At 69.7% G+C, this 18,779-nt stretch carries 21 protein-coding genes and 1 tRNA gene; 9 read left to right on the forward strand and 13 right to left on the reverse strand.

Annotated elements, in window-relative coordinates; translation table 11 throughout:
• Positions 1-95 precede the first annotated feature (95 nt).
• From MTS1_RS03245 to dusB, 5 genes are all read right to left on the reverse strand, one after another.
• Positions 96-168, reverse strand: a tRNA-Asn gene (locus MTS1_RS03245).
• A 93-nt stretch (positions 169-261) separates the two neighbouring features.
• The gene (locus MTS1_RS03250; protein ID WP_023951393.1) at positions 262-1,029 is read right to left on the reverse strand and encodes an ATP-binding cassette domain-containing protein; all 768 of its coding nucleotides are present in this window, start codon (positions 1,027-1,029) and stop codon (positions 262-264) included.
• Positions 1,030-1,082: 53 nt separating this feature from the next.
• Positions 1,083-2,975 (reverse strand): DNA primase, encoded by a 1,893-nt coding sequence (gene dnaG / locus MTS1_RS03255; RefSeq protein ID WP_023951395.1) that lies wholly within the window; start codon positions 2,973-2,975, stop codon positions 1,083-1,085.
• Positions 2,975-4,348 (reverse strand): deoxyguanosinetriphosphate triphosphohydrolase, encoded by a 1,374-nt coding sequence (locus MTS1_RS03260; protein ID WP_023951397.1) that lies wholly within the window; start codon positions 4,346-4,348, stop codon positions 2,975-2,977. Before MTS1_RS03260 ends, dnaG begins: the two co-directional genes overlap by 1 nt.
• Positions 4,338-5,501 carry a tRNA dihydrouridine synthase DusB gene (dusB, locus tag MTS1_RS03265; protein ID WP_023951399.1) on the reverse strand — a complete coding sequence of 388 codons (1,164 nt, stop codon included), beginning with the start codon at positions 5,499-5,501 and terminating at the stop codon, positions 4,338-4,340. The genes MTS1_RS03260 and dusB overlap by 11 nt, the downstream gene beginning before the upstream one ends.
• A gap of 57 nt (positions 5,502-5,558) precedes the next feature.
• Here dusB and MTS1_RS03270 point away from each other — a divergent pair, with 57 nt between their 5' ends.
• The gene (locus tag MTS1_RS03270) at positions 5,559-6,059 is read left to right on the forward strand and encodes a glutathione peroxidase (RefSeq protein ID WP_023951400.1); all 501 of its coding nucleotides are present in this window, start codon (positions 5,559-5,561) and stop codon (positions 6,057-6,059) included.
• A gap of 24 nt (positions 6,060-6,083) precedes the next feature.
• Here the strand turns inward: MTS1_RS03270 and MTS1_RS03275 are convergent, their stop codons facing one another.
• Genes MTS1_RS03275 through recO form a run of 3 tightly spaced genes read right to left on the reverse strand, consistent with a single transcriptional unit; the run spans position 6,084 to position 8,382 of the window.
• Positions 6,084-6,761: a DsbA family protein gene (locus MTS1_RS03275; protein WP_036304606.1), complete on the reverse strand. Its 678-nt coding sequence runs from the start codon at positions 6,759-6,761 to the stop codon at positions 6,084-6,086.
• A 46-nt stretch (positions 6,762-6,807) separates the two neighbouring features.
• Positions 6,808-7,611 (reverse strand): isoprenyl transferase, encoded by an 804-nt coding sequence (locus tag MTS1_RS03280; protein WP_023951402.1) that lies wholly within the window; start codon positions 7,609-7,611, stop codon positions 6,808-6,810.
• 42 nt (positions 7,612-7,653) lie between these two features.
• Positions 7,654-8,382 (reverse strand): DNA repair protein RecO, encoded by a 729-nt coding sequence (gene recO / locus MTS1_RS03285; RefSeq protein ID WP_023951403.1) that lies wholly within the window; start codon positions 8,380-8,382, stop codon positions 7,654-7,656.
• A gap of 36 nt (positions 8,383-8,418) precedes the next feature.
• Between recO and MTS1_RS03290 the strand changes: the two genes are divergently transcribed.
• Complete coding sequence (locus MTS1_RS03290; RefSeq protein WP_023951404.1) at positions 8,419-9,105, forward strand: trimeric intracellular cation channel family protein; 687 nt, start codon at positions 8,419-8,421, stop codon at positions 9,103-9,105.
• Between the two features lie 75 nt (positions 9,106-9,180).
• Here the strand turns inward: MTS1_RS03290 and MTS1_RS03295 are convergent, their stop codons facing one another.
• The 3 genes from MTS1_RS03295 to glgA form a co-directional block, all read right to left on the reverse strand.
• Positions 9,181-9,432 (reverse strand): type B 50S ribosomal protein L31, encoded by a 252-nt coding sequence (locus MTS1_RS03295; protein WP_018186539.1) that lies wholly within the window; start codon positions 9,430-9,432, stop codon positions 9,181-9,183.
• Between the two features lie 84 nt (positions 9,433-9,516).
• Positions 9,517-10,302, reverse strand: coding sequence for an ABC transporter ATP-binding protein (locus MTS1_RS03300; protein WP_023951405.1), 786 nt, complete (start codon positions 10,300-10,302; stop codon positions 9,517-9,519).
• Positions 10,303-10,311: 9 nt separating this feature from the next.
• On the reverse strand, positions 10,312-11,505 hold the full coding sequence (gene glgA / locus MTS1_RS03305) for a glycogen synthase (protein WP_023951406.1): 1,194 nt from the start codon (positions 11,503-11,505) through the stop codon (positions 10,312-10,314).
• Between the two features lie 47 nt (positions 11,506-11,552).
• On the opposite strand from glgA, the gene MTS1_RS03310 reads away from it, so the two are divergent.
• The 3 genes from MTS1_RS03310 to MTS1_RS03320 are packed head-to-tail and all read left to right on the forward strand — an operon-like array spanning position 11,553 to position 14,192.
• On the forward strand, positions 11,553-12,797 hold the full coding sequence (locus MTS1_RS03310) for a glucose-1-phosphate adenylyltransferase (protein ID WP_023951407.1): 1,245 nt from the start codon (positions 11,553-11,555) through the stop codon (positions 12,795-12,797).
• Between the two features lie 26 nt (positions 12,798-12,823).
• On the forward strand, positions 12,824-13,459 hold the full coding sequence (gene serB / locus MTS1_RS03315; RefSeq protein WP_023951409.1) for a phosphoserine phosphatase SerB: 636 nt from the start codon (positions 12,824-12,826) through the stop codon (positions 13,457-13,459).
• A gap of 43 nt (positions 13,460-13,502) precedes the next feature.
• Entirely contained in the window at positions 13,503-14,192 is a 690-nt protein-coding gene (locus tag MTS1_RS03320; protein WP_023951411.1) for an alpha/beta fold hydrolase, read from the forward strand.
• 14 nt (positions 14,193-14,206) lie between these two features.
• Here the strand turns inward: MTS1_RS03320 and MTS1_RS03325 are convergent, their stop codons facing one another.
• Positions 14,207-14,917, reverse strand: a complete 711-nt coding sequence (locus tag MTS1_RS03325; protein WP_023951413.1) for a beta-ketoacyl-ACP reductase — start codon at positions 14,915-14,917, stop codon at positions 14,207-14,209.
• A gap of 103 nt (positions 14,918-15,020) precedes the next feature.
• On the opposite strand from MTS1_RS03325, the gene MTS1_RS03330 reads away from it, so the two are divergent.
• Genes MTS1_RS03330 through MTS1_RS03345 form a run of 4 tightly spaced genes read left to right on the forward strand, consistent with a single transcriptional unit; the run spans position 15,021 to position 16,986 of the window.
• A complete protein-coding gene (locus MTS1_RS03330) occupies positions 15,021-15,470 on the forward strand; it encodes a DUF4190 domain-containing protein (RefSeq protein ID WP_023951415.1) in 450 nt (149 codons plus the stop codon).
• Between the two features lie 42 nt (positions 15,471-15,512).
• Positions 15,513-15,863 (forward strand): DUF3099 domain-containing protein, encoded by a 351-nt coding sequence (locus tag MTS1_RS03335; RefSeq protein ID WP_036304607.1) that lies wholly within the window; start codon positions 15,513-15,515, stop codon positions 15,861-15,863.
• Positions 15,860-16,075 (forward strand): hypothetical protein, encoded by a 216-nt coding sequence (locus MTS1_RS03340; protein ID WP_036304608.1) that lies wholly within the window; start codon positions 15,860-15,862, stop codon positions 16,073-16,075. The genes MTS1_RS03335 and MTS1_RS03340 overlap by 4 nt, the downstream gene beginning before the upstream one ends.
• A complete protein-coding gene (locus tag MTS1_RS03345) occupies positions 16,072-16,986 on the forward strand; it encodes an SURF1 family protein (protein ID WP_036304609.1) in 915 nt (304 codons plus the stop codon). Before MTS1_RS03340 ends, MTS1_RS03345 begins: the two co-directional genes overlap by 4 nt.
• Positions 16,987-17,001: 15 nt before the next feature.
• Here the strand turns inward: MTS1_RS03345 and MTS1_RS03350 are convergent, their stop codons facing one another.
• Positions 17,002-18,600: an ABC-F family ATP-binding cassette domain-containing protein gene (locus MTS1_RS03350; RefSeq protein WP_023951420.1), complete on the reverse strand. Its 1,599-nt coding sequence runs from the start codon at positions 18,598-18,600 to the stop codon at positions 17,002-17,004.
• Positions 18,601-18,779: the final 179 nt, after the last annotated feature.

Below are 18,779 nucleotides of genomic sequence, written 5' to 3' on the forward strand. Positions count from 1 at the left end.
TGCCGGGGGAGCCGACGCGCGGGCACATGAGTAAAGGCCCGGGGTGGAAGCCCGGGCCTTCGGTGAGAGCCGCGGTAGATAACGCGGGTCTCTCGCTCCCCGGCTTGGACTCGAACCAAGAACCTATCGGTTAACAGCCGATTGCTCTGCCAATTGAGCTACCGAGGATCAGTCGCCCGCTCGCGCTGGGCAACCCGTCTATATTAGCAAAGCTCCGGGGGTGCTCACGACATGAACCGACCCCCGGGCGGGTCGCGCTGCTCAGGAAGCCCGAGACCGGCCGTCCGGCGTCCACACGACGTCCGACGCCGTGGGCCCGTAGCCCACCGGACGTCCCCCGTGGAGAACGAGAGCCGCGGCATCCAGCTCGTCCGCGGTCTCGACGTCGTTCGTCGCGATGACGATCGCCATCCCCGTGTCGTCACGGCGCGACAGCAACGCCTCGCGAGCCGCGATCCGCACCTCGATGTCGAGGTTGGCGTACGGGTCGTCGCCGATGAAGACCTTCGGGTCGAGCACGAGGGCGCGAGCCAGTGCGACGCGCTGGCGCATCCCGGCGCTCAGCTCGTACGGGTACTGCGACGCCGCCCCGAGCGGCAGGTGCAGCTCGTCGAGGAGAGAGGCGACTCGAAGGGAGAGCGCGCGCTGACTGACGCGACGGTCGCGCGACGTGATCGGCTCGGCGATCACCTCGGCCACCGTCAGCCGAGCCGGGAGCGATGCGCCCGCGGCCTGGGGCATGTGCCCGGCGTAGTAGGTCAGCATGCGCCGGGAACGGCCGCCCTTGCGCACCGAGAGGCCCGCGACCTCCGCGGCGCCACCGACGACGCCGACATCCGACGGCGCGGTGCCGGCGAGGATCGACAGGAGCGTCGATTTACCCGACCCGGTCGCGCCCATCACAGCGAGGGCCTCCCCGGCCCGCACCGTGACGCTGACGCCCTCGACGACACGATCGGAATCACCCGTCCGCGCGATCGAGAGATCGTCGCAGCGCACCGCGATTTCCGCGTCGGGTCGTCGGGACATGCGCATCATCCTGCCGTTTTCATCGTTCGACCGCTACTCGCCGCCGACGGCGGCTACTCCGATTCCATGAGCTGCCGCAGCCGCAGGTCGAGGTCGCGGATGGCGACGCCGATCGAACGGAACTCGGGTGAGCCCGGTTCGAGACGCTGCTGCGCGCTCCTGAGCTCGGCCTTCTCGCGCTCGAGTGCCCGCTGACGCAGCTTGCGCAGCGACTCCATCGCCGTCGTCTGCGCGATGCGCTCCGTGCCCGCGGGGAAGTCCGCCGTGAGCAGCTCGATGGCGAGTGTGCGGTACGGCTCGCGAGTGGCGTCCACTGCAGCCGAGGTCCAGCCGGGCCGTGTGAGGTCGGGCTGCATCGACACGGCCTGCCGGACGGCCTCGAGAGCCGGATGCGGCATGGGCAGGCCGAGCGCGATGTCGACTGCCTGCTTGTCGAGCAGGTGCCCGTACTGCAGCACGCCCATCAGAGCGCGCTTCTCGAGCTCGAGCGCAGGCGGCAGGGAGGCGAGGGTGACCCGGACCGACGCGGGCGGAGCTTCGGCGCCCCGGCCGGGCGGGTCCGCGGGGGCGGCGCGTCCCGCGGGCGCCTCCCCGCGGGCACGCTCCCCCGGACCCGCGGGGGCGGCAGCACGACGCGCGGCGCGCTCGACTTCCGGCTGCACTTCGGAGAGGTCGAGCCCGAGTTTTCCGGCCAGCACGCGCGTGTATCCCGGGCGCAGGGCGGTGTCGCGGATGTCGGCGACGATGGGCGCCGCCGCGCGCAGGGCGCCGATGCGTCCCTCGACGGTGGACAGGTCGAACGTCGACAGACGCTGATCCATGACGAACTCGAACATCGGCGCTTTGGCTTCGACGAGAGCGCGAACGGCCGCATCGCCGCGGTTCAGCCGAAGGTCGCAGGGGTCCAGCCCCTCGGGGGCGACCGCGACATACGTCTGCGCCGCGAAGCGCTTCTCGTCGCCGAAAGCCCGCAGCGCGGCCTTCTGACCGGCGGCATCCGGGTCGAATGTGAAGACCACCTCACCCGAGCTGCCCTCGCTGTCGCCCATGACGCGACGCAGCACCGTGATGTGGTCGGTGCCGAACGCGGTGCCGCACGATGCGATGGCTCCGGTCACCCCGGCGAGGTGGCAGGCCATGACGTCGGTGTAGCCCTCGACGACGACGACGCGGTGCTCCCTCGAGATCGACTTCTTGGCCAGGTCGAGGCCGTAGAGGACCTGCGCCTTCTTGTAGATGGGCGTCTCGGGCGTGTTGAGGTACTTCGGTCCCTGGTCGTCGTCGTACAGACGGCGAGCGCCGAAACCGATCGTCTGACCGGCGACGTCGCGGATGGGCCAGACCACCCGACCCCGGAACCGGTCGTAGACGCCGCGCTGACCCTTCGAGACCAGTCCCCCGGTGACCAGCTCCTCGTCGGTGAACCCCTGCGACCGCAGGGCGTCGCGGAGCGCCGACCAGCCCTGGGGCGCGTATCCGACCCCGAAGTGCGCAGCGGCACCGGCGTCGAAGCCTCGTTCGCCGAGGAACTGCCGGGCCGCCTGCGCGTCGGGGGCCGCCAGCTGCGACCGGTAGAACTCGGCAGCCGCGGTGTGGGCGGCGTAGAGCCGGGAACGACCGCTCGTCTCGGGGGCGGCCGCGCCGTCCTCGTAGTGCAGCTGGTACCCGATGCGCGCAGCCAGACGCTCGACGGCCTCGGTGAACGACAAGTGGTCCATCGCCCGCAGGAACGAGTAGACATCGCCCGACTCGCCGCATCCGAAGCAGTGGTAATACCCGACCTGGGGCCGCACGTGGAAGCTCGGGCTGCGCTCGTCGTGGAACGGGCACAGGCCCTTCAGCGAGCCGACGCCGGCGGACTTCAGGGCGACACGTTCGCCGACGATGTCGCCGATGTTCGTGCGCGCCTTGACCTCTTCGATGTCGGTCTGCCGGATCCGTGCCATCAGAGCCCTTCGATGGGCTCGGGCAGCGCGAAGTGGCTGGGCGCCGTCGCGCGCGGATCGGACGACCACAGACCCAGCTCGCGAAGGTCGACCGGACCCACCAGGCGGCCGTGCCACTCGATCGCGAAGCGGTCGGTGAGCGTCGCCACCTGGTCGACGATGACACGTCGGCGGGCCGCGTCCGTCACCGCGGCGGCGAAGTCCTCGGCGTGCAGTGCGTCGAGGTGCTCGGGACGCTCCCAGAGGGCGTCGGCGAGCCGGCGCAGCACGCGACGCTGCTCCTTGTAGAGGCCCTTGCGCCCCTCGATAGAGACGACGAACGCACCGATGACGCCCTTGAGCACGGCCATCTCGACCTCGATGACGCGCGGGACGATGACACGACCGCGGAAGCGCGTCAGGACGGGGATGTCGTAGTGCTCACGCGTGGCAGCGGTGGCCGCACGCGCGAAGCGACCGATGAGATCGGATGTCAGGTTCTTGAGCCGGGCCATCGCCGCCCGCGAACCGTCGTACGAGTCCAGCCACTCGGGAAGTAGCGTCAGGCGATACAGCGCGTCGCCGAGCTCGTCCTTCGTGAAGCCGTAGCCGACCCAGCTCTGGATCGCGGTGAGCAGTGCCTCGCGCTCTCGGGGGTCGGCGAGTCGCGCCGGGTCGAGGTAGCCGTTCAGCACCGCGTCCTCGAAATCGTGCACCGAGTACGCGATGTCGTCGGAAAGGTCCATCACCTCGGCCTCGATGCAGCGCAGGCGACCGGGGGCGCCCTCGCGCATCCACTGGAACACCGCCTCGTCCTCGGGGTATACGCCGAACTTCTGCCGTCCGCCCGGGTCCGGGATGGCGTGCTCGACGGTCCACGGGTACTTGCAGGTCGCGTCGAGACTCGCCCGCGTGAGGTTGAGGCCCGCGCTCTGCCCGAACGCGTCGACCACCTTCGGCTCGAGACGCGAGAGGATGCGCAGCGACTGCGCGTTGCCCTCGAAGCCGCCGATGTCCTCGGCCCAGTCGTTGAGGGCCCGCTCACCGTTGTGGCCGAAGGGCGGGTGGCCGAGGTCGTGGCAGAGGCAGGCGGTGTCGACGACGTCGGGCGAGAGCTCCAGCGCGATCGCGAGCTCGCGTCCGACCTGCGCGACCTCGAGCGAGTGCGTCAATCGATTGCGGGCGAAGTCGGCGGGGCTCGCCGGGCTCAGCACCTGTGTCTTCGCGGCGAGCCGGCGCAGGGCACCCGAATGCAGCACGCGAGCGCGATCGCGCGCGAAGCTGTCGCGGCGGGAGCGGTGCTCCTCCCGGTGGAAGCGGGCGGCATCGTGGTCGTCGTAGCCGGAGGGACGTCCCGCCGAGACGCCGACGCCGCTCGTGACCTCAGCCCCCACTGTTCTCGATCTCCGCTGCGGCGATGGCCGACGACTCCGCCGCGTCGACGTCGCGCGAATCGAGCCAGCGGTCCGGTAGCGCCGGACGCTTCGGTGTTCCCGCTCGCCCGCGCTGGCCTTCCGCAGCCGAGCCGGGGTAGGGCGCCGACCAGTCGAGCGTCTCGAGGATGTCGTCGATCTCGGCGAGACTCGACGCGGTCGCCAGGCGCGCACGCGTGTCGCCGCCCACCGGGTAGCCCTTGAAGTACCACGCGACGTGCTTGCGGATGTCGCGGCATCCGCGGCCCTCGTCCTCGAAGAACTCCACCAGCAGCTCGGCGTGGCGTCGGAACGCCGTCGCGACGAACCCGAGGGTGGCATCGACCTCGGGGCCGGCCGAGCCGGGCTCGCCCAGAGCGCGCGCGAGGTCACCGAAGAGCCAGGGACGCCCGAGGCACCCGCGTCCGACGACGACGCCGTCGCAGCCGGTCTCCGCCATCATCCGGACGGCGTCCTCGGCGGACCAGATGTCGCCGTTGCCGAGGACGGGAACGCTGGTGACCGCCTCTTTCAGCGCGGCGATGGCCGACCAATCGGCGTGGCCGGAGTAGAACTCCGCAGCCGTGCGGGCGTGGAGCGCGACGGTGGACACACCGGCATCCTCGGCGATGCGGCCGGCGTCGAGGTAGGTCAGGTGGTCGGAGTCGATGCCCTTTCGCATCTTGACCGTCAGCGGGACGTCACCGGCCGCGCGGGCGGCGCGCGTGACGATGTCGCGGAAGAGATCGAGCTTCCAGGGCAGTGCCGCTCCCCCGCCCTTGCGGGTCACCTTGGGGACGGGGCACCCGAAGTTCAGGTCGATGTGATCGGCACGGTCCTCTTCGACCAGAAGCCGCACGGCGGCCTCGGTCGTCGCGGGGTCCACGCCGTAGAGCTGGATGGAGCGCGGCTTCTCGGACTCGTGATGCGTGATCAGCCGCATCGTGGTGGCGTTGCGCTCGACGAGTGCGCGGGTCGTGATCATCTCGCTGACGTAGAGACCCGCGCCGTATTCGCGGCAGAGCCGACGGAAGGCGGTGTTCGTGATCCCGGCCATCGGGGCCAGGACGACGGGCGCATCCAGGGCGATCGGGCCGATCCGCAGGCGCGGGGAGGCGGACAGGACGGTACTCACCAGATCATTCTCCCAGAAGGACGGATGCCGGAAGGCGGCCGGGCGTAGCCTGGGGACGTGACCGAAGCGACCACCGACATCCGTTCGATTCCGTTCTCCTCCGCCGACGGCACCCCCACCACGCTCGACGACCTCGGCGACGGCGTTCTGCTCGTCGTCAACGTCGCCTCCAAGTGCGGTCTCACGCCCCAGTACGAGCAGCTCGAGCAGCTGCAGCGCACGTACGGCGAGCGCGGCCTGCAGGTGATCGGATTCCCCTGCAACCAGTTCATGGGTCAGGAGCCCGGCTCGATGGACGAGATCCTCGACTACTGCGCGATGACCTGGGGAGTGAGCTTCCCCATCATGGACAAGATCCGGGTCAACGGCTCGCACGCCGCACCGCTCTACAAGGCGCTGAAGAAGATCCGCAACGAGGAGGGCGCACGCGGCCCGGTGATGTGGAACTTCGAGAAGTTCGTGATCACGCCCGGCGGCGAGGTGCACCGCTTTCGGCCGCAGACCAAGCCCGACGCGCCGGAGATCGTCGCGGTGATCGAGGCGAACCTGCCGCGCTGACTCGCCGGCGCTCGCGGACGGGGCTCAGCTCGGGGTCTCGACGCCGTTGCGCTCCGCCCACACCTGTCGGGCGATCTGGGCGAAAGCCTCGGCGGGCTGCGCCCCCGAGACGCCGTAGCGGCCATCGATGACGAAGAACGGCACCCCGTTGATGCCGTACGCGCGCGCCTGATCCTGGTCGGCGCGGACGGCAGGCAGGTGCTCCCCCGATTCGAGCGCCGCCCGGATGGCGTCGCGGTCGAGACCGACCTCAGCCGCGAGCTCGACCAGCTCGTCGATGCGGCCCACATGGCGACCCTCGGTGAAGTAGGCCGCCATCAGGCGCTCGGCCATCTCGTGCTGACGCCCCTCCGCCTTCGCGGCGTGCAGCAGCTCGTGCGCCTTGACGGTGTTCGTGTGCTGGAGGATGTCGAAGTGGTAGTCCAGGCCCGCATCCTTCGCGACGCCGGTGACGTTCTCGAGCATCTGCTCCACCTGCTCGCGCGGCATCCCCTTGTGGCTCGACAGGAAGTCGAGCTCGTCGCCTTCGAAGTCGACGGGGGTGTCGGGCGAGAGCTCGAACGAATGGAAGGTCACCTCCACGCGCGGAGCGTCTTCGTCATCCGCCGTGGCCGCCAGGCCCGACTCGAGGTTGCGCTTGCCGATGTAGCACCACGGGCAGGCGATGTCGCTCCACACGTCGATCTTGATTGCGTCCGTCACACCGGGTGCAACGTCCCGGCGCGCGCGAGCTATTCCCGCGACCGCGTCACGCGGTCGGAGCATCGACGGCGCCGCCGAAGCGGCGGTCGCGCGAGAGATAGAGCTGGATCGCGCCCCACAGGTCCGATCGCGAGAAGTCGGGCCACAGGGTGTCGAGGAACACCATCTCGGCGTACGCCGCCTCCCACAGGAGGAAGTTCGAGGTCCGCTGCTCCCCGCTCGAGCGGATGAACAGATCGACGTCGGGCATGTCGGGCACGTAGAGGTGCCGGCGCAGGGTCTTCTCCGTGATCGCGGAGGGCTTCATCCGGCCCGCGGCGATCTGCTCGCCCATCGCGCGCATGGCGTCGATGATCTCGTGACGCCCGCCGTAGTTGACGCACATCGTGAGCGTGAGCACGTCGTTATCGCGAGTGAGCTGCTCGGCGTACTGGAGCTCGGAGATGACCGATCCCCACAGGCGCGGCTTTCGCCCTGCCCACCGCACGCGCACGCCCCATTCGTTGAGCTGGTCGCGGCGGCGATGGAGGACGTCGCGGTTGTACCCCATCAGGAAGCGCACCTCGTCGGGCGACCGAGACCAGTTCTCGGTCGAGAAAGCGTACACGCTCAAGTGTTTGACCCCGGCTTGGATGGCGCCGGCGACGACGTCGAGCAGCACCTCCTCGCCGGCGCGGTGGCCCTCGATGCGCGTGAGGCCACGGCGATTGGCCCAGCGTCCGTTGCCGTCCATGACGATCGCGACGTGATTCGGAACGCCGCCCCGCGGGAACGCCGGCGGGTACACCCCGGTCCAGTCGAGGGGGCGATAGGGAACCGCGTCGCGGTGCGTGTACGGCTTGGGACTCATCGGTTCGAGCCTAGGCGGTCGAGCCGTACGGCATCACAGGTGTCAGCGCGCCGCGCCGATGTGGCCGAGCGATCGGATGCCGCGTTCGAGGTGCCACTGGGCATAGGCCGCGATCAGCCCCGACGCGGCGTTGGCTGTGCCGGGGCTGCCCGCATCGACGGTCTCCCACTCTCCGGCGATGAGGGCGCGCAGGCGCGCTCCGGTTTCGGGGGCGATGCGGGCCGACCCCGCGGGCGCGCACGCGTCGCACACCGATCCGCCGAGGGGCGCGACGAAACCGTCGTGGGGGCCTGGACGCCCGCAACGCGCGCAGGCGTCGAGCGACGGCGCCCAGCCCGAGAGCGCCATGGCTCTGAGGAGGTACGAGTCGAGCACGGCGCGGCTGTCGTGGTCGCCGCGCGCGAGGGCGCGAAGCCCCCCGACGAGAAGCAGATACTGCTGCGGCGTGGTCTCGGCCTCGTTCAGACGATCGGCGGCCTCGACCATCGCGGACGCCGAGGTGTAGCGGTCGTAGTCCGTCGCGATGTCGGCACCGTAGGAGCCGAGCGACTCGGCCTGCTGCACGATGTCGAGCGAGCGCCCTTTGTACATCTGGACGTCGGCGACCATGAACGGCTCCAGTCGCGCACCGAACCGGGACGACGTGCGCCGCACGCCTTTCGCGACGCCGCGCAGCTTGCCGTGCCGCCGGCTGAGCATCGTGACGATGCGATCCGCCTCGCCCAGCTTGTGGGTGCGCAGGATCACGACCTCGTCGCGGTAGGTGGGCACTCTTCAATTATCGCGCCGACCGACGACAATGGTTCCGTGGCGCAGTCTCAGTTCGTGATCCCGCTCTGGGCGGATCTGACCGCCGTCGGGCTCGGCGGGGTCCAGGGCGCCCTTTTCGCTTCCGGATTCGTCGGCAAACAGCGGCTCGATCCACTCGGGGTCGTGATCATCGGCATCCTGATCGGGATGGGCGGCGGTCTCATTCGCGATCTGCTCCTGGGCGTGCAGCCTGTCACGCTGCAGAGCAACTGGTATCTCATCACCGCGACCTCGGCCGCGCTGGTCGGCATGCTGCTGTCGAACCTGTTCCAACGGCTCAACGCCGTCATCATCGGTCTCGACGCCGTCGTCATCGGCATGTTCGGGGCGTTCGGGACGAGCAAGGCCCTCGTGCTCGGGCTGCCGATCGTCCCCGCGATCTTCATCGGCTCCTGCGCCGCCGTCGGCGGCAGCATGCTGCGCGACGTCATCCTCGGACTCCCCGTCGCCATCATGCACGTCGGCTCGCTCTATGCGATCGCGGCCGCCGCCGGGTGCGCGGTGCTCGCCGGAGCGTCGGCGCTGGGCGCGCCCATCGTGGCCGCTGCCATCGTGGGCATTGCGGTGACCACCGTCATCCGCCTGCTCGCGGTCGTCTTCGACATCTCTCTGCCCGAGCAGCGCGCCCTGCACCGGCGCAAGGTCGCGGCGGAGACGGCGTCGATCCCGATCGTCAAGCCGTGAGACCGCGGGGGCGGCGAACGCACCCCGCGAAACGACGAAGGCCCCGCCGAAGCGGGGCCTTGATCGAAGAACGGCTTACTTGGAGCCGAAGTTCTTGAAGCGCTGGTTGAACTTCTCGACGCGGCCGGCCGAGTCCATGATGCGCTGCTTGCCCGTGTAGAACGGGTGCGAGGCGGACGAGATCTCGACGTCGATGACCGGGTAGGTCTCGCCGTCCAGCTCGATCGTCTTGTCGCTCGAGACCGTCGAACGGGTCAGGAACGTCTCGCCGGAGCCGAGGTCGCGGAAAACGACGGCGCGGTACTCGGGGTGAATGTCAGTCTTCATGGGATTCCTTACGTGGTGCCCTGGATTTTGCCAGGGCGAGGGAAGTCTGCGATGCGTCTGCACCAAAGAGCGATCCTACCAGGTTCAGGATGAGGCCCGAGCCGCGTAGCGTCCGCGCTCCTCGCTGAGCGCGATGGACAGCCCGAACGTCTCGGTGAGGTTCTCGGCGGTGAGCGTCTCGGCCAGCGGACCGGCGGCGACGACGCCGCCCTCGCGCAACAGGAGCACGTGGGTGAACCCGACCGGGATCTCCTCGACGTGGTGCGTCACCATGATCATCGCGGGCGTGGTGGGCGCCTGGGCGTAACCGCCGAGGAGAGCGAGCAGTTCCTCGCGGGCGCCGAGGTCGAGGCTCGCCGTCGGCTCGTCGAGGAGCAGCAGCTCGGGGTCGGTCATGACGGCGCGGGCGATCTGGACGCGCTTCTGCTCGCCGTCCGAGAGCGTGCCGAACGTCCGCTCGGCGAGTCCGTCGAGCTTCCACTCGGCGAGCACGCGCATCGCGCGTCGCTCGTCGATGTCCTCGTACTCCTCACGCCACCGCCCGGTCACGGCGTACGCCGCCGTGAGGACCACGTCGAGCACGGTCTCTTCGGCCGGGATGCGCCGGGCCATCGCCGACGAGGCGAATCCGATGCGCGGGCGCAGCTCGAACACGTCGGTCCGCCCGAGGCGCTCCCCCAGGATCTCGACGCTTCCCGAGGTGGGGTGGAGGAGGCTCGCCGCGAGCTGCAGCACCGTCGTCTTGCCCGCGCCGTTGGGCCCGAGCACCACCCATCGCTGATCATCGGAAACCGACCAGTCGACCCGGTCGATGATGTTCCGGGCGTTTCGGCGGACGACGACGTCGGAGAACTCCAGGACCTGCGGCATGGGTTCAGCCTAGCGGCCGAGCCCCGCCACTCTCGCGTACAACGCGGCGGTCTCGTCGGCGATCGCCGACCAGCTGAACGAGCTGGCGGCACGCTCGCGGCCCGCGGCGCCGTAGCGTCGCGCCGTGTCGGGATCCGAGACGACCTCGGTGAGCGTGGCCGCCAGATCGGCGACGAACTTCTCGGGATCCAGCGGGGTACCGGTGCCGTCGTCGGACTGCTCGATCGGCACGAGGCGCCCGGTCTCGCCGTCGACGACGACTTCCGGGATGCCGCCGGTCGCGGTCCCGACGACGGCGGCCCCGCACGCCATCGCCTCGAGGTTGACGATGCCGAGCGGCTCGTAGACCGACGGGCAGACGAAGGTCGTGGCTGCCGTCAGGATCGCGCAGAGCTCGTCGCGCGGGAGGAACTCCTCGATCCAGACGACCCCGGAGCGCTCGGCCTGCAGCTCGCGCACGAGGCCCTGCACCTCGGCCATGATCTCCGGCGTGTCGGGCGCTCCCGCGCAGAGGACGACCTGCACGTCGGCGGGAAGCAGGCGCGCGGCCCGCAGAAAGTACGGCAGGCCCTTCTGCCGCGTGATGCGTCCGACGAAGACCACGGAGGGGCGGGTGGGGTCGATGCCGTGGCGTTCGAGGACGGCGGGATCGTCGACCGGCCGCCACGACTCGACGTCGATGCCGTTGTAGATCACCGACACCTTCTCGGGATCGAGATCGGGATAGCTGCGCAGGATGTCGCGGCGCATTCCGTCGCTCACGGCGATGACGGCCGCCGCGTTCTCGTAAGCGGTCTTCTCGATGTAGCTCGACACGGCGTAGCCCCCGCCGAGCTGCTCGGCCTTCCACGGCCGCAGCGGCTCGAGCGAGTGAGCCGTGACGACGTGCGGGATGCCGTGGAGGAGCGAGGCGAGGTGCCCGGCGAAGTTGGCGTACCAGGTGTGGCTGTGCACGACGTCCGCGCCGGCGACGTCTCCGACGATCTCGAGATCGGTCCCGAGCGTCTGGAGCGCGGCGTTGGCGTCGCCCAGCCCGACGGGGGTCGCGTAGGAGGTCGTGTCCGGCTCGTCCCGGTCCGCTCCGAAGGCCCGGACCTGCACCTCCATCGTCTCGCGCAGGGCGCGGACGAGCTCGGTGACGTGCACCCCCGCTCCGCCATAGATCGCGGGAGGATACTCCTTCGAGACGATGTCTACACGCATGGGTCGAACGCTAGTACAGGAGCGTTCGACGGGCCTAGTGTGGTGCCATGCCAGCAGCGCCCAAGGTCTTCGGAATCGTTCTCGCGGGCGGGGAGGGTAAGCGCCTGATGCCGTTGACGGTGGATCGCGCCAAGCCCGCGGTCCCGTTCGGCGGCCAGTACCGCCTGATCGACTTCGCGATCTCGAACCTCATCAACTCGGGCCTGCGCCAGGTCGTCGTCCTGACCCAGTACAAGTCGCACAGCCTCGACCGTCACGTCTCGCAGACCTGGCGGATGTCGGCGCTGCTCGACTCGTACGTCGCCTCGGTTCCCGCCCAGCAGCGCCTGGGCAAGCGGTGGTTCTCGGGCTCGGCCGATGCGATCCTCCAGTCGCTGAACCTCATCAACGATGAGAAGCCCGACATCGTCGTCGTGATCGGAGCCGATCACGTCTACCGCATGGACTTCCGTCAGATGCTCGACGCCCACCTCGCCTCGGGCGCCCGGGCGACGGTGGCCGGCATCCGCCAGCCGATCGGCCTGGCCAACCAGTTCGGCGTCATCGACGTCGACCCCGCCGACGAGACCCGGATCCGCGCCTTCCTCGAGAAGCCCCAGGACCCCACCGGGCTGCCCGACTCGCCGCACGAGGTGCTGGCCTCGATGGGCAACTACATCTTCGACACCGACGCCCTCATCGAGGCGGTCGAGGCCGACGGCGAGCTGCCGACGTCGAACCACGACATGGGCGGCGACATCGTCCCCTACTTCGTCGACCGCGGCGAAGCCGCCGTCTACGACTTCAAGCGCAACGACGTGCCCGGGTCGACCCCGCGCGACCGCAATTACTGGCGCGACGTCGGCACGATCGAGTCGTTCTTCGACGCCCACATGGACCTCATCTCGACGTTGCCGATCTTCAACCTGTACAACACCGACTGGCAGATCCACTCGCAGGCAGTGAACTCGCCGCCCGCGAAGTTCGTGCGCGACAGCGTCGGGCGCATGGGCAACGCGATCGACTCGATCGTCTCTCTCGGCTCCGTGCTGTCGGGCACCCATCTCGAGCGCAGCGTCGTCGGCCCGTGGACGCTCTCCGGAGGCGGTGCGACGATCACCGACTCGGTGCTGTTCGACTACGTCAGCGTCGGCGCCGGGGCGCGTGTGCACCGGGCGATCCTCGACAAGAACGTCGTGCTCGAAGACGGCGCCACGGTCGGTGTCGACCGCGAACGCGACCTCGCCCGCGGCTTCACCGTGACCGACACCGGCATCACCGTCGTCGGCAAGAACGCGCGCGTCGAACGCTGACGCGCGTTCCCGCTAGCGTGGTGGTCATGCCCCACGCGCGTTTCCTCGTCGTCTTCGATGCCGACTCGACCCTCTTGCGCAACGAGGTCATCGAACTCATCGCCGACGAAGCGGGACGCGGGGCGGAGGTCGCCGCCGCGACGGAGGCGGCGATGCGCGGCGAGGTCGATTTCGCGTCGAGTCTGCGTTCACGCGTCGCGCAGCTCGCGGGTGTTCCGCTCACGGCCTTCGAGCGGGTGCGGTCGCGCGTCGAGCCGACACCGGGCGCGCGTGAGCTCATCGCGGCGATCCACGAGCGCGGCGGCGCGGCCGCCGTCGTCTCCGGGGGCTTCCACGAGGTGCTCGACCACATCGCTCCCGGTCTGGGGGTCGACCTGTGGCGCGCCAATCGGCTCGGCTCCGACGGCGCGACGCTCGACGGCACGGTCGCGGGCGACATCGTCGACGCGGAGGCCAAAGCGGCGTCGCTGCGCGAATGGGCACGCGGTCACGACGTCCCCCTCGCCCGGACCATCGCCATCGGCGACGGGGCGAACGACCTGCGGATGATGGCGGCTGCCGGCCTCGGCATCGCCTTCAACGCCAAGCCCGCGGTGCGCCGCCAGGCGGACCTCGTGGTCGGCCCGGTCGACCTGCGAGAGGTCATCGCGCTCCTCCCCTGACGCGAGGCTGTCGCCTGTCTAGGCCGAGCGCTACGGTCGGGTCATGCACGTGATCCTCATCCCGGGCCTCTGGCTCGACGCCTCGTCCTGGGACGACGTCGTCCCCGCCCTCCGCGATGCGGGGCATCACCCGAACGCCCTCACGATGCCCGGCGTCGGCGACACCGCCGGAGCGGTCTCGGCGACCCTCCGCGACTGGGTCGACGCGGTGGTCGCCCGCATCGACGACCTTCCCGGCCAGCTCGCCCTCGTGGGGCACAGCGGCGGCGGGAACGTCGCGTGGGCGGCCGCCGACCGGCGCCCCGATCGCATCGCGCGGGTCGTCCTCGTCGACACCCTCCCGCCCGCGCCCGGCGCTGAGATCTCGGCGTTCCCGGTCGTCGACGGCGTCGTGCCGTTTCCCGGTTGGGAGTTCTTCGACGAGCCGGATGTCGCCGACCTCGACGACGGCACGCGCTCCCGGTGGGCGGCCCGCACGCACCCGGTTCCGGCAGCGGTGCCGACCGATGCGGTCGATCTCGACGACGCACGCCGTCACGGCATCCCAGTGACCGTCCTGTCGGGCTCGGCCGACGAACCCGGAATCCGCGAGATGCTGGCGGCCTGGCCACCCTTCCTCGCCGAGTTCGAGGCGCTCGAGGACGTCACGGTCATCGAGCTCGGCTCAGGCCACTGGCCCCAGTTCTCGCAGCCCGATCGACTCGCGCGCGAGATCGTCGCCGCGCTCTCCTGACGCTCGGCGCCGCGTCAGTGCCCCATTCCGAGACCGCCGTCGACCGGGATGACGGCACCGGAGATATAGGCCGCGTCATCCGAGGCGAGCCAGGCCACGGCCCCGGCGACCTCGGCGGATGAGCCGTAACGACCCGCCGGAATGCTGCGCTTGTACTCCGCCTGCGTCTCTTCGGGAAGAGCCGCAGTCATGTCCGTCTCGATGAATCCCGGGGCGACGACGTTCGCCGTGATGCCGCGGGCGCCGAGCTCGCGGGTGAGTGAACGGGCGAATCCCACGAGTGCCGCCTTCGACGACGAGTAGTTGATCTGTCCTGCTGAGCCGAACAGGCCGACGACGCTCGAGATGAGGATGACGCGACCCCATTTGGCCCGCAGCATGCCCTTCGATGCCCGCTTGACGACGCGGAAGGCGCCGCCGAGGTTGGTCGCGACGACCGAGTCGAAGTCATCCTCGGTCATACGGAGCAGGAGCGTGTCCTTCGTGATGCCGGCATTCGCGACGACGACCTCGACCGGACCGAGCTCGTTCTCGACCTGAGTGAACGCGGCGTCGATCGATGCAGCGTCCGTCACGTCCGCCCGGACGGTCAGCGCACCCTCGGGTCCCTCACCCGAACGGGCCGTCACCGCGACGCGGTGGCCGTCGGCGATGAAGCGCTCCGCGATCGCGCGGCCGATGCCGCGATTGCCTCCGGTGACGAGAACGACTCGGGACGTGGACATACGACTCTCCTGTGTCTGCGGCGGGAACCTCGCAAGCCTAACCGCAGCGCGCCCGACGGCCGCGAACGATAAGCTGGCGGCCCGACGTCGACGAGGAGCAGATGTGAGCGACCAGCCCCAGCCGCAGCAGCCGTACCCCGCGCCCGGGCAGCCCGCCTCCGGCGCACCCACCCCGCCCCCGGCGCCGCCGTACGCCAACCCGCCGCAGCAGGCTTACCAGCCCGCGGGCTACCCCGCGCCCGCCTACGGCTACGGCGGCGGCTACCCCCAGCAGAAGACGAACACGCTCGCGATCGTGTCGATGATCGCCTCGATCGTGGGCTTCATCTGGCTCCTGCCCGTCATCGGGTCGATCGCGGGCGTCATCATGGGCCACATCTCGCTGTCCCAGATCAAGCGGACGAACGAGAAGGGCCGCGGCATGGCGATCGCGGGCCTCATCGTCGGCTACGCCGGGCTCGCCCTGGCGGTCATCGGCATCATCGCCTTCGCCGCCTTCATCGGCTGGGCCATCGAGCAGGACAGCTACAGCACCTACTCGTCGAGCTTCTGAGACCGGCCTCCCCCGGCCCCGCGGGCGTATCCTTGATGCACCGTGAAGCATCAGCCCGCCACCCCGTCGGCGACCTCGCTCCCGCGAGCCCCGCACGACGACTCGAACCGTCGCATGACGAAGTACTTCATCATGATGGCGGTACGCGTGGTGTGCTTCGTCCTCATGGTCGTCATCACCCCCTACGGCTGGCACACGGCGGCCTTCGCGGTCGGAGCGGTGTTCCTGCCGTACATCGCCGTCGTGATCGCGAACGTGGGAGACGATGTGCGGGAGCCCGCTGCCGTCTCGCCCCTCGCAGCGCTGCCCGAGCACCCCGACGAAACCACGCGCGAGCCGCAGGCGCCTGCGAAACCGACCGTCATCGAGATCCGGGAGTCACGGCCGGAGTGAACGACATCGAGTGCTCCCGCGCCGGATGCCGCGCGTCGGCACGGTGGCGGGTCATCTGGCGCAACCCCCGCATCCACGCCGCCGACCGGCGGAAGATCTGGGTGGCGTGCGACGACCACGTCGCATACCTGCGCGAGTTCGTCGCGGCGCGGGACTTCCCCGTCAGCGTGGAGCGTCTCGTCGTGGACACGACCGAGGCGGGCGCATCATGAGAGGTAAGACCGCCCTGCGTTGGACCGGCTATGTCGCCGTCGCCATCGCCTTCGCGATCGCCTGCGCCTACCTGTCGAACTGGCAGTTCACGCGCAACGAGGAGCGGAGCGCGCAGCTCGAGCTCGTCGAGCGCAACTACGACGCCGATCCCGCGGCACTGTCGGAGATCCTCCCGTCCGGGACCGAGTTCGATCCGGCCGACGAGTGGCACCCCGTGGAGCTCATCGGCGAGTACCGGGCCGACGACCAGGTGCTGGTGCGCAACCGCCCCCACGGAGGCACCTCCGCCTTCGAGGTGCTCGTGCCGTTCGAGACGACGGACGGACGGATCTTCATCGTCGATCGCGGCTGGGTACCCCCGGCATCCGACAGCCCCGAACCCGCCGCGATCGCCGCACCGCCCTCGGGCACGGTGACAGTGGTCGCTCGCCTCAAGCCCGCCGAGGCGGCGCCCACCTCGGGGCGGTCGGCCCCCGACGGTCAGGTCCCGACGATCAACGTCGACCTCGTCGCCGACGAAGCCCGCCTGACCGGCGATGTCGTGACATCGGCATACGGGCTCCTCGTCTCGGAGGATCCCGCGCCGGCCGACGGTCTCGGTGCCATGCCGATCCCGTCCGAGGACCCGGGACCGCACCTGTCGTACGCGATCCAGTGGATCCTGTTCGCGATCATGGGCTTCGTCTTCATCTGGTACATGATCCGCACCGAGCGCCGGCACCGACGTGAGGACGAAGAGGATGCTGCGGCCGCCGCGCTCGCAGCGCCCAAGGCAGCCGAATCACCGGCGCCCGCGGCCACGGCATCCGGCTCGTCCGTCGTCCCGGCGAGCCTCCGGCGCCGCCGCGACGTGAAGCGCGACCGCGACATGGAGGACGAGGACGCGATCCTCGACTCGACGCGCAGCTGATCGCGCCCCGGGCCGTCAGGCCAGGGTGATGAGCTCGAGGTAGTCGCGTCCCCAGATGTCCTCGACGCCGTCGGGAAGGATCAGCACACGCTCGGGATTGAGCGCCTCGACGGCTCCCTCATCGTGCGACACCAAGACGACGGCGCCCTCGTAGTGAGCGAGCGCGCCGAGGATCTCGTCGCGTGACGCGGGATCGAGGTTGTTGGTCGGCTCGTCGAGCAGCAGCATGTTGGCCGACGAGACGACGAGGGTCGCCAGCGACAGACGGGTCTTCTCGCCGCCGGAGAGCACCCCGGCGGGCTTGAGCACGTCGTCCCCGGTGAACAGGAACGATCCGAGCACCTTGCGCGCCTCGGTCTCGGTGATGTCGGGCGCGGCAGACATCATGTTCTGGAGCACCGACCGCGCCACATCGAGGTTCTCGTGCTCCTGCGCGTAATAGCCGATGCGAAGGCCGTGCCCGGGCTCGAGCACGCCCGTGTCGGGCTGGTCCACGCCCGCGAGGATGCGCAGCAGCGTCGTCTTGCCGGCACCGTTGAGACCGAGGACGACGACCTTCGACCCGCGGTCGATGGCGAGATCGACGTCGGTGAAGATCTCCAGCGAACCGTACGACTTCGACAGCCCCGACGCCATGAGGGGCGTCTTCCCGCAGGGGGCGGGCTTGGGGAAGCGCAGCTTCGCGACGCGATCTTCCTGGCGAACCTCGTCGAGACCCGAGAGGAGCTTCTCGGCGCGCGCCACCATCTGATGCGCGGCTGCTGCCTTGCTCGCCTTCGCGCCGAAGCGGGCCGCCTGCTGCTGCAGGGCGGTCGCCTTCTTCTCGGCGTTGGCGCGCTCCTTCTTGCGACGCTCCTCATCCGCGACGCGCTGGCGCAGATAGTTCTTCCAGTTCATGTTGTAGACGTCGATGACCTGACGCATGGCGTCGAGGTAGAAGACGCGATTCACGGTCTCGCCGACGAGTTCGACGTCGTGGCTGATGACGATCAGGCCGCCCTTGTACCCCTTGAGGAACTCCCGCAGCCACACGACGCTGTCGGCATCGAGGTGGTTCGTCGGCTCGTCGAGGATCATCGTCTGCGCGTCCGAGAACAGGATGCGGGCCAGCTCGATGCGCCGCCGCTGCCCACCGGAGAGTGTCTTCAGCGGCTGATCGAGGATGCGGTCGGGCAGCGACAGATTATGGGCGATCGATGCGGCCTCGGCCTCGGCCGCGTAACCGCCGAGCGCTTCGAACCGCTCCATGAGATTGCCGTACCGGCGCATGGCCTTGGCCGCCGCGGCTTCGTCATCCGAACCCATCTCGAGCGACGCGCTCTGCATCTCCACCGCGATCGTGCCGAGGCCGCGGGCGTCGAGGATGCGCGTGCGTGCGAGCATCTCCGGGTCACCCGAGCGCGGGTCCTGCGGCAGGTAGCCGAGCTCGCCCGAGCGTTCGACCTTGCCGTCGCTGGGCAGCAGGTCGCCGGCGAGCACCTTGGTCAGAGTGGTCTTGCCGGCGCCGTTGCGACCGACGAGTCCGATCTTGTCTCCGTCGGAGACGCGGAAGGACACGTCCGACATCAGCGTGCGCGCGCCCACGCGGATTTCGAGGTCGTGCACGGCGAGCACAGCGATCGTCCAATCGTCAGGAACAGGGAGGGGCGGCCGAACGGCCAGCCTCTCATCCTACTCGGTGTCGACGCGGCCGTTCCTCGAGCTGCCGAGAACCACGCGGTGCGGCACCTTCAGTCCGGCTGCAGCGGATTGGCGGGATGCGCGCCGCGGACGTAAAGTAAGCCTGCCCTTAC

The sequence above is a fragment of the Microbacterium sp. TS-1 genome (genome assembly GCF_000509385.1).
Taxonomy (GTDB): domain Bacteria; phylum Actinomycetota; class Actinomycetes; order Actinomycetales; family Microbacteriaceae; genus Microbacterium; species Microbacterium arborescens.

Excerpts from the sequence above, each read along its gene's own strand:
- MTS1_RS03325 (WP_023951413.1), bottom strand. The coding sequence starts at position 14,917 with ATGTCCACGTCCCGAGTCGTTCTCGTCACCGGAGGCAATCGCGGCATC.
- MTS1_RS03310 (WP_023951407.1), top strand. The coding sequence starts at position 11,553 with ATGCCAGCAGCGCCCAAGGTCTTCGGAATCGTTCTCGCGGGCGGGGAG.
- MTS1_RS03295 (WP_018186539.1), bottom strand. The coding sequence starts at position 9,432 with ATGAAGACTGACATTCACCCCGAGTACCGCGCCGTCGTTTTCCGCGAC.
- MTS1_RS03345 (WP_036304609.1), top strand. The coding sequence starts at position 16,072 with ATGAGAGGTAAGACCGCCCTGCGTTGGACCGGCTATGTCGCCGTCGCC.
- dnaG (WP_023951395.1), bottom strand. The coding sequence starts at position 2,975 with ATGGCACGGATCCGGCAGACCGACATCGAAGAGGTCAAGGCGCGCACG.
- serB (WP_023951409.1), top strand. The coding sequence starts at position 12,824 with ATGCCCCACGCGCGTTTCCTCGTCGTCTTCGATGCCGACTCGACCCTC.
- glgA (WP_023951406.1), bottom strand. The coding sequence starts at position 11,505 with ATGCGTGTAGACATCGTCTCGAAGGAGTATCCTCCCGCGATCTATGGC.
- MTS1_RS03320 (WP_023951411.1), top strand. The coding sequence starts at position 13,503 with ATGCACGTGATCCTCATCCCGGGCCTCTGGCTCGACGCCTCGTCCTGG.
- MTS1_RS03280 (WP_023951402.1), bottom strand. The coding sequence starts at position 7,611 with ATGAGTCCCAAGCCGTACACGCACCGCGACGCGGTTCCCTATCGCCCC.
- MTS1_RS03300 (WP_023951405.1), bottom strand. The coding sequence starts at position 10,302 with ATGCCGCAGGTCCTGGAGTTCTCCGACGTCGTCGTCCGCCGAAACGCC.
- MTS1_RS03250 (WP_023951393.1), bottom strand. The coding sequence starts at position 1,029 with ATGTCCCGACGACCCGACGCGGAAATCGCGGTGCGCTGCGACGATCTC.